Below are 9,305 nucleotides of genomic sequence, written 5' to 3' on the forward strand. Positions count from 1 at the left end.
CTTGGAGCTTCTGCTTGAAACGCTCGGTCTGACGCAAAGCGCGGAGCTGCTGTCGCTGTCTCCGCCGGGCTGGGGCGCGAATTTGCTGCGCGGCCTGGCCCGGTCGCTGCAGATCGCCTTCGGGGCGTTCGGCTTCGGCCTGGCGATCGGGCTTTTCGGGGCCTATGGGAAACTGCATGGCGGGCCGGTGACGCGTGATCTGCTCGCCATCTACACGACGGTGATCCGGGCGGTGCCGGAACTGGTGCTGATCCTGATCCTCTATTACGTCGGCGCCGATCTGATCAATCAGGCCGCCCTGGCGCTGGGCTACGGCCGGGTGGAGATCAGCGGCGTCGCGGCCGGCATCTGGGTGCTGGGCGTGGTTCAGGGCGCCTATGCGACCGAGGTGCTGCGCGGGGCCATTCTGGCGGCGCCCTCGGGTCAGATCGAGGCGGCGCGCGCCTTCGGCATGTCGCCCCTGATGACCATGCGCCGGGTCACAATTCCGGCGATGATGCCCTTCGCGATCCCGGGGCTGGCCAATCTGTGGCTGATCGCCACCAAGGACACCGCCCTGCTGGCGATCGTCGGTTTTTCCGAACTGACGCTGGAAACCCGGCAGGCCGCCAGCAGCACCCGGGCCTATTTCACCTTCTTCCTTGCGGCGGGCGCCTTGTACATGATCGTCACCCTCTGTTCGGGGGTGGTGTTCGGCTGGATCGAGACATGGGCGCGGCGCGGCCAGCCTTCGTTGCGGGCGCAGGGCAAATGACGACCCTGCGTTCGTTCATGCAGCCGCACCGCATCGTGCTCATGGCGCTGTTCGCGGCGCTGGCGGCGTGGTGCGCGGTCGCGCTGCGCTGGGACTGGATCCCCGCCTACGCGCCGCTGGCGCTGGAGGGGCTGTGGCGCACCATCTGGCTTCTGGCGGTTTCGACCGTGCTGGGCTTTCTGCTGGCCGCGCCGCTCGGGCTCGCCCAGGCCGTCGGCCCCTGGTATCTGGCGAGTCCGGCCCGGGTCTTTTGCACCGTCATTCGCGGCACGCCGCTGCTGCTGCAGATCTGGCTGCTCTATTACGGGCTGGGCTCGCTGTTCCCGCAATTTCCCTGGATCCGCAGCAGCGAGCTGTGGCCCTATCTGCGCCAGGCATGGCCCTACGCGGTGCTGGCGCTGACCCTGTCCTACGCCGGCTACGAGGGCGAGGTCATGCGCGGCGCCTTCGCCAGCGTGAACAAGGGCCAGCTGGAGGCCGCCCGCGCCTTCGGCATGCCGCGCTTCACCGTGTTCCGCCGGATCTGGCTGCCGCAGGCCATCCGCAGCGTGCTGCCGACGCTTGGCGGCGAAACCATCCTGCAGCTGAAAGCCACGCCGCTGGTGGCGACGATCACGGTGATCGATATCTATTCGGTGTCGTCGCGCGTGCGTTCGGACACGTTCATCGTCTACGAACCGCTGCTGCTGCTGGCGCTGATCTACATGATCATCGCCGGGTGCATCACGCTGGTCTTTCGACGGATCGAAAACCAGGCGCCGGGTTGACCGAGGCGCCGATTTCCTGTGGCGAAGGCCGCAATATTCTCCTACAACCCCGATGCGCGCCGATCCGGCCCGCTGCAACGACTGGAGACCGTCGTTGGGCCGGGCCGCCAAGGGTCGCGCGGCATGCCGCGAAAACGGCATGGCCCCGTAGCTCAGCTGGATAGAGCGGCCGCCTCCTAAGCGGCAGGTCACAGGTTCGAATCCTGTCGGGGTCGCCATTGCGCATCCGCGATTCCAGCACGGGTTCCCTGTCGTCCGGGCCGCGAAGCGCCGCCGCAGGATCCGGCAAGGACCGATCCGCGCGCCGCATCCCGATGGCCTGTCCAGCGTTGCGCCTGCGCTGCCGGGGGCTGGGGGCCGGCGCGGCGTTCGCGCCGATTGTTGGCGGTCGGCGAAATCGCCCCGCCTGGCGCCTTGCCTATCGGGGCGCCACGTTGCCGATGCGCCTGGGCACGCCGAATTCCCGGCGGCAGATTTCGGCGAGTCTGGCGACGCCGCCGCGGATGGTTTGCTCATCCGGGTTGCCGAAGCACAGCCGCAGGCGGCGGCGGTTGCTGGCGCCGTCCACGGTCCATTCGGCGCCGGGGTTGATCGCCACGCCTTGTTTCGCCGCGGCTTTCGCCAGTTCGGAGGTGTCGACCGCTTCGGGCAGCGTAACCCAGATGAAGATGCCGCCAAGCGGCGGGACGAATTCGGCGGAGGCGCCGAAATTCTCGTTCAGGGCCTCGACCATGGCATTGCATTTGCGGTGCAGGGTGTCTTGCAGCGCGGCGATGTGGCCGGTGAAATGGTCACGGCAGAATTCCGCCAGCACCATCTGGTCCAGCGCGCCGGTCCCGGCGTCGGTCTTCAGCGGCAGGATCTGGGCGATCACCGGCCAGTCGGCGACCACGTAGCCGATGCGCAGCGCCGGGGCCACGGATTTGGAAAACGACCCGCAATGGATCACCCGGTTGAGCCGGCCCTCGGCGGCGCTGGCCTCGGCGTCCAGCGCGCGGATGGCGGGCGGGCGATCGCCGCTCCACAGCAGGTCGGCGTAGCAGTCATCCTCGAAGATCATGCAGTCGAACCGCGCCGCCACGTCCAGCAGCGCGCGGCGGCGTTCGAGCGACATGACGCCGCCCGTCGGGTTCTGCACCGTCGGGATCGTGTAGATGAACTTCACCGGGCGCCCGGCGGATTTGCGCGCTTCCAGCAGTTCGGTCAGATGGGCGATGTCGATGCCGTCACGGTCGAGGCGGGCGCCGAGGCAATCGACCCCCAGCGCCCTGAGCCGGGAAATGGCGCCGCCGTAGCTCGCCGCCTCGGCGATCACGCAGTCGCCGGGTTCCAGCAGCAGCCGGTTCACCAGATCCAGCGCCTGCAGCGAGCCGGAGGTCACCAGCACATTGTCGGGGCCGTCCGCCATGTCCGCGTCGGACTTGAGGTTTTCGGCGATGAACTCGCGCAGCGGCAGATAGCCCTGCGGCCCGCTCTGCAGTCCGTAGGTGGCGAGGGTCGCGCCCTCGGCCGCGATCACCCTGGCGGCGGCGGCGGTCAGGTCGGCCACGGGGACGCTGCCCGCGTCGTTGTGGCCGCCGATGAAATTATAGGGCGGAAAGCCGCTGAAGGGCGCCGCCGCCGGGGCCGGCAGACCGGCGCGGAACAGGGTTTTGAGATCAGCGGTCATGGGCGGGGTCCTTCCTGGCGTGACGGGCGGGGGGCGCAGTCGAAGATGCGGCCGCGATTGAGAATGCCCCTGGGGTCGAGGCCGCGCTTCAGGCGGCGCATCAGCGCCAGTTCGGCGGCGCCGCGGCTTTGACCCAGATGGCGGCGCTTCATCATGCCGATGCCGTGCTCGGCCGAGACCGAGCCGCCGCGCTCGCCCACCAGCCCGTAGACGATGTCCTCGATGGCGTCGCCGGGCAGCGGGCCGGAATCGTCGTTGCGGGCCACCAGATGCAGGTTGCCGTCGGCGAGATGGCCGCCGATGAACAGCCGCACCGCGCCCAGCGCGGCTGTCAGGCGTTCAAGCAGCGTCGCCTCCAGATCCTTCATGGCGTCGAGCGACAGGCTGACGTCGAACCCCACGGCCGGCTGCTGGGCGCCCAGCGCCTGCGCCATGCCGTCGCGCACGTCCCACAGCGCCGTGACCTCGGCCGCGGATTGCGAGATCACCGCATCGGCGATCAGCCCCTTGTCCAGCGCTTCGGCCAGGGTGGTTTCGAATTTGTCGCGATCAGTGTCCGGCGCGCTGCCCATGGCCTCGACCAGCACGTAGAATGCGCGCCCCTCGGGCAGCGGCGCGCGCAGGCCGGGAATGTCGGCGACGATGCGCGCGTAGGTCGAGGCCCAGATCACCTCGAAGGCGCTCAGATCGGCGCCGAGCCCGGCGCGGGCATGGGCCATGAAGGCGGTCACCGCGTCGAAATCCGCGGCGGCGCAGAAGCCGACGATCTGGGTGCTGGGCCGCGGGTGCAGGCGCAGCGCGGCGCGGGTGATCAGCCCCAGCGTGCCCTCGCTGCCGATGAAAAGCTGCTTCAGGTCGTAGCCGGTGTTGTTCTTGATGAAGCCGTTCAGGCTGTTGACGATGGCGCCGTCGGCCAGAACCGCCTCGACGCCAAGGGTCAGGTCGCGGGTCATGCCGTAGCGGATGACCCGGTTGCCCCCGGCATTGGTCGACAGATTGCCGCCGATGGTGCAGGAGCCCCGCGCGCCGAGGTCGAGCGGAAACAGCATCCCCGCCGCCTCGGCGGCGTCCTGCACGGTCTGCAGCGCAACCCCGGCCTCGACGATCATCGACCCGGCGCCCGGCGCCACGGGGTCGATGCGGGTCATGCGTTCGAACGAGATCGGAATCTCGCCCGGGCGCGGCAACGCCCCGCCGACCAGCCCGGTCATGCCGCCCTGCGCCGTCACCGTCTGCCCGGCGGCGTGGCAGATTTTCAGTATCGCCGACACTTCGGCGGTCGAACCCGGGCGCAGCGCGAAATCCGGGGCGGTGTCGCCCGCCCCGCGGGGATCGGTGCGGTAGCGGGGGCCGACATCGGCCCCCGCCAGCCAGCCGCGCCTGCCGACGGCCCGTTTCAGGGCCTCGATGATGTCCTCGCCGGCGCCAGCGCCCATTGTCGTGTCCCCCCGCCGTGCTTCGCCATGACCCGGCGCAATTCGCCCACGCCCCGGTTTGCCCCCGGAGTTCCATGGACGGCGGTTGGCAGCATCAGCGCGAACCGGGCGATTGGCAAGGCCGGGATTCGCCGCGGCCGGCCCCCGGCGCCGGCGCCGGAAAAGCCGCGAAACAGGATTTTACGGTTTGCGATCGCGCCGGGAATGCCGATCATGGCCGCCAGACGGGCGCAGGCCCGCGAACAGGGAGCGAGGCGGCGATGACGGACGAACCGGTCGACGTGCTGATCATCGGCGCCGGCGCCTCGGGAGCGGCGGTGGCCTGGAGCCTGCTCGACACCAGGATGCGCATCGTCTGTCTGGAGCAGGGCGGCCCCCCGGACCCGACCGACTATCCGGCGAATCATCTGGACTGGGAGGCCCGGCGCACCGGTGACCATCACATCAGCCCCAACAAGCGCGCCTGGCCCGAGGATTACCCGATCAACGACGACGCATCGCCGATCAAGGTGGTGAATTTCAACGGCGTCGGCGGCGGCACGGTGTTCTACGCGGCGCATTTCCCGCGCATGCATCCATCGGATTTCCGGGTGCGGACGCTGGACGGCGTCGCCGATGACTGGCCGGTGGATTACGAAACGCTGGCCCCGTTCTTCGCCGAAAACGACCGCATGATGGGGGTGTCCGGTCTGGCGGGCGACCCGGCCTATCCGCCCGGCAAGACCCCGGTGATGCCGCCGCTGCCCATGGGCGCCTCGGGGCGGGCGCTGGCGCGCGGCTTCAACAAGCTGGGCTGGCACTGGTGGCCCTGCGACGCGGCCATCGCCACCGAGGATTACGACGGCCGCCCCGGCTGCATCAATCTCGGAACCTGCCTTGGCGGCTGCGCGCAGGGGGCGAAGGGGTCGGTGGACCTCACCTATTGGCCGCACGCGCTGCGCGGCGGGGTCGAGCTGCGCACCCATTGCCGGGTGAGCCGGATCGAGACCGACGACCGGGGCATGGCCGCCGGCGTCGTCTATTTCGACCCCGCGGGCGTGGAGCGGTTTCAGGCCGCGCATGTGGTGGTGCTGGCCGCCAACGGCGTCGGCACGCCGCGGCTGCTGCTCAATTCCGCCTCGCCGCGATGCCCCGACGGGCTCGCCAACAGCAGCGGGCTGGTGGGGCGCAACCTGATGTTCCATCCCTACGCGGCGATTCAGGGCGTGTTCGACGAACCGCTGGACGGCTATCGGGGGGCGCACAAGACCATTCTCAGCCATGAATTCTATGAAACCGACCCGGCGCGGGGCTTCGTGCGCGGCTATGGATTCGAAACCTCGCGCGGCATGGGGCCCTCGGCCGCCGCCATATCCGGCATGGGCTGGGGCGTGGTCCCCTGGGGACCGGGGCATCACGCGGGATTCCGGCGGCTGTTCAACCGGATCACAAGCCTTTACGCCATTTGCGAGGACCTGCCCGAACCCCATAACCGGGTCACGCTCGACCCGGAACTGACCGATTCCAACGGCGTGCCGGCCCCGAAGATCAGCTACCGGCTCGGCGACAACAGCAAGGCGATGATGGCCCATGCGGTGGCGCGCGGGACCGAGGCGCTGGAGGCCGCCGGCGCGCGCGAGGTCCACGTCACGGCGCCCCTGCCGCTGGCCGGCTGGCACCTGCTGGGCACGGCGCGGATGGGCGCCGATCCGGCGCGCGCGGTGGTCAATGAATGGGGGCGCGCCCATGACGTGAAGAACCTGTTCATCGTCGATGGCTCGATCTTCGTCACCAGCGGCGCGGTCAACCCGACCAGCACCTTGCAGGCGCTGGCGCTCTACATCGCCGATCAGATGAAAAAGCGGCTGGCGAACCTTTTTGACTGAGGCGAGGGATCCCGGGGGACATGGCATGAGCGAGCAGACACAGGGCGACAGGCCGGGCGCGGCGTTTTCGGATCGCGGGCGCCGCGCGCTGGCGGCGATCGCCGCGATGATCATCCCGCGCGACGAGGCCGCCGGGCTGCCCGGCGCCGACGACCCGGCGATCCTCGCGGAAATCCTCGCCGCCGCGGCGCCCATGCGCGCGACGCTGGCCCCGGCGCTGGAGGCCGCGCTGGAGGCCGCGCCGCAGGACGGCGACGCATTCCGCGCCGCCTGGCCGCGTCAGGCGCGGCTGCTGCAATCGCTGGTCGCGCAATGCTATTACCGCGACCCGCGGGTGATGCGCGCGCTCGGCATGGAGGTCCGCCCGCCCTTTCCCAAGGGCTTCGATCTTGCGCCCAACGATCTGTCGATTCTGGACCCGGTGCGCGCGCGCGGCGCGATCTGGCGCAAGGTTCCCTGACCGCGCGGCCGGAACGCCGCACTGAAACCCCGAAGGATTGTCGAAAACGCCATGATCATCTCATCTGACAAACTGACCCGGCTGGCCAGATCCGTCATCCGCGCCGCCGGCGGCAGCGAGGACGCGGCGGCCAAGGTGTCGGCGCGGCTGGTCCACGCCAACCTGACCGGCCATGACAGCCACGGGGTCGGGCTGCTGCCCGCCTATGTCAACGGCATCGTCGCCGGCGAGCTGCGCCTGGACGCGCAAGCCACGGTGGTCCGGGACAAGGGGCCGCTGCTGCTGGTCGATGGCGGGCAGGGCTTCGGGCAGGTGGTGGCCGAGCAGGCCATGACGCTGGCCATCGCGCGCGCCAGGGACCAGGGTTTCGCGCTGCTGTCGCTGCGCAACAGCTTTCATATCGGGCGCATCGGCGATTGGGCGGAAATGGCGGCGGAGGCGGGGTTCATCTCCATCCATTACGTCAACGTTCTGTCGCCGGGGTCGAGCGTCGCGCCCTTCGGGGGCAGCGACGGGCGATTTTCGACCAACCCCTATTGCACCGCGATTCCAAGGACCCCGCGCCACCCGATGTTCGTGCTCGACATGGCCACCAGCACCATCGCGCAGGGCAAGGCCCGGGTGGCGCATATGAGCGGCGTCGAGGTCCCCGAGGGCTGCCTGATCGACGCGAAGGGCGCTCCGACCCGCGATCCCGGGGTGCTGTTCGACGAACCGCTTGGGGCGCTGACCACCATGGGGCTGCACAAGGGGTTTGGACTGGCGCTGCTGGGCGACATCCTGGGCGGGTCGCTCAGCGGCGGCGGCGCCCATGTGCCGGCGCGCATGAAGCCGGCGCGGGTGCTCAACAACATGCTGGCGATCCTGATCGACCCGGATCTGTTCGGCGACGCGGCGGCGTTCTACGCCGATGTCGACGATTACGCCGACTGGGTGAAGGCCTCGCCCCCGGCGCCGGGGGTCGAGGCGGTGATGTTCCCCGGCGATCCCGAACGCAGGACCATGGCCGCGCGCCAGGCCGACGGCATCCCCATCGACGACGGGACCTGGGCGCAGCTGCTGGACACTGCGCGCGAGGCGGGCGTGCCGGCGGATGAGCTCGCCGCGCTCGCCGGCGTATGACCCCCGGCGCGCGGCCGGGGGGGGAGGGCCGCGGGCTCAGATCAGGTCGAGCCCCTTGAGCGCCGCCCGCACCGCCGCTTTCTGCGCCTCGGTGGCGGGCGAGGTCGGCTGGCGCGACAGTCCGGCGGGAACCCCCTGCAGGGACTGGGCGTATTTGACCAGCGAGGGCATGTTGTCGAGCCCCACCGCGTCCCAGACCGGCATCAGGCGTTCGTGCAGGTCGCGCGCCGTGTCCCAGTCCTGCGCCCTGACCGCGTCCCAGAGCCGCACCGACGGCCCCGGCGCGGTGGACAGGATGGCGGCGATCGAGCCGCGCGCGCCAAGCTGGTAGGACGGATACAGCAACGCGTCCACGGCGCTGAAGATCAGGTTTTCCGGCCTGGCGCGGCGCAGCAGATCGGCGAGCAGCCGCATGTCCCCGGCGCTCTGCTTGACCCCGGCGACGCCCGGGACCTCGTCCATGATCCGCAGCAGCAGGTCGGGCGACAGGTAGCACCACGGCACCACGTTGTAGATCAGGATCGGCAGGCCGCAGGTTTCGTGAATGCCGCGAAAATGCCCGAGCATGGCGTCGTCGTCGGGGCGGAACAGGTAGTGGGGCGGCGTGACCTGCAGCGCCGCGACGCCCAGATCGCGCACCGCCAGGCCGCGGGCCGCGACCTCGCGGGTCGAATTGGCGATGATTCCGGCCACCACGGGCACGCGCCCGTCGGCGGCGGCGACGGTCTCGGCGATCAGGGCGCGGTGCTCCTCGCGGTCCAGCGCGTGGCCCTCGCCGGTGCTGCCGCCGGCGGCGAGCCCGTGCACGTTGTTCTCGATCAGCCAGTCCACCTGCGGCTTGACCGCGGCGAGGTCGATGGCGCCGTCCGCGCGGAACGACGTGGTGAAGGGCGCGATGACGCCGCGCAGGGTGTCGGTCATGTCTGGTCTCCCCCGGATCGGCGCCCGTTGGCGGCGCCCTGTCTGGCCTGTGCGCGGGCCGTCGGCCGCCCTTGACGGGCCCCCGCCGGCGGGGGCGGGTCGGATGCGCATGGCCCCCGACGCTACCCGGCGCGCCGCCGCGCAGGCAAGCGGCGCCGCGGGTCGGGGGGGGGGGCGAGGGGAGGCGATCAAGGGGGGGGGGAGGCGAAAACCGAGGGTTCCAATCCCTGGAGCCGATCCCATAGGATCGCCGGGCGGCGCGCCCGGGCGCGGGACCGGCGAAAGGATCAGGAATTGCTAAACGAGACCCC

8 protein-coding genes and 1 tRNA gene are annotated in these 9,305 nt (G+C 70.3%); 6 read left to right on the plus strand and 3 right to left on the minus strand.

Annotation, left to right across the window (positions count from 1 at the left end):
- Position 1: 1 nt before the first annotated feature.
- The 3 genes from AC1HC7_RS00620 to AC1HC7_RS00630 all read left to right on the plus strand — a co-directional run bounded on the left by AC1HC7_RS00620 (position 2) and on the right by AC1HC7_RS00630 (position 1,739).
- Positions 2–754 (plus strand): ABC transporter permease, encoded by a 753-nt coding sequence (locus AC1HC7_RS00620; RefSeq protein ID WP_479497277.1) that lies wholly within the window; start codon positions 2–4, stop codon positions 752–754.
- Positions 751–1,521 (plus strand): ABC transporter permease, encoded by a 771-nt coding sequence (locus tag AC1HC7_RS00625; RefSeq protein ID WP_479497278.1) that lies wholly within the window; start codon positions 751–753, stop codon positions 1,519–1,521. Before AC1HC7_RS00620 ends, AC1HC7_RS00625 begins: the two co-directional genes overlap by 4 nt.
- A 141-nt stretch (positions 1,522–1,662) precedes the next feature.
- Positions 1,663–1,739, plus strand: a tRNA-Arg gene (locus tag AC1HC7_RS00630).
- Positions 1,740–1,939: 200 nt separating this feature from the next.
- Here the strand turns inward: AC1HC7_RS00630 and AC1HC7_RS00635 are convergent.
- Positions 1,940–3,190, minus strand: coding sequence for an aminotransferase-like domain-containing protein (locus AC1HC7_RS00635; RefSeq protein ID WP_479497279.1), 1,251 nt, complete (start codon positions 3,188–3,190; stop codon positions 1,940–1,942).
- Entirely contained in the window at positions 3,187–4,626 is a 1,440-nt protein-coding gene (locus AC1HC7_RS00640) for an FAD-binding oxidoreductase (RefSeq protein ID WP_479497280.1), read from the minus strand. The genes AC1HC7_RS00635 and AC1HC7_RS00640 overlap by 4 nt, the downstream gene beginning before the upstream one ends.
- Positions 4,627–4,886: 260 nt before the next feature.
- On the opposite strand from AC1HC7_RS00640, the gene AC1HC7_RS00645 reads away from it, so the two are divergent.
- From AC1HC7_RS00645 to AC1HC7_RS00655, 3 genes are read left to right on the plus strand one after another with little or no spacing between them, the layout of a single operon-like run.
- Complete coding sequence (locus AC1HC7_RS00645) at positions 4,887–6,491, plus strand: GMC family oxidoreductase (protein ID WP_479497281.1); 1,605 nt, start codon at positions 4,887–4,889, stop codon at positions 6,489–6,491.
- Between the two features lie 25 nt (positions 6,492–6,516).
- Positions 6,517–6,951, plus strand: coding sequence for a hypothetical protein (locus AC1HC7_RS00650; RefSeq protein ID WP_479497282.1), 435 nt, complete (start codon positions 6,517–6,519; stop codon positions 6,949–6,951).
- 51 nt (positions 6,952–7,002) lie between these two features.
- Entirely contained in the window at positions 7,003–8,073 is a 1,071-nt protein-coding gene (locus AC1HC7_RS00655) for a malate/lactate/ureidoglycolate dehydrogenase (protein ID WP_479497283.1), read from the plus strand.
- Positions 8,074–8,109: 36 nt separating this feature from the next.
- On the opposite strand, the gene AC1HC7_RS00660 is transcribed toward AC1HC7_RS00655, so the two are convergent.
- On the minus strand, positions 8,110–8,994 hold the full coding sequence (locus AC1HC7_RS00660) for a dihydrodipicolinate synthase family protein (protein WP_479497284.1): 885 nt from the start codon (positions 8,992–8,994) through the stop codon (positions 8,110–8,112).
- Positions 8,995–9,305 lie beyond the last annotated feature (311 nt).

It is taken from the genome of Oceanicella sp. (assembly GCF_056449545.1).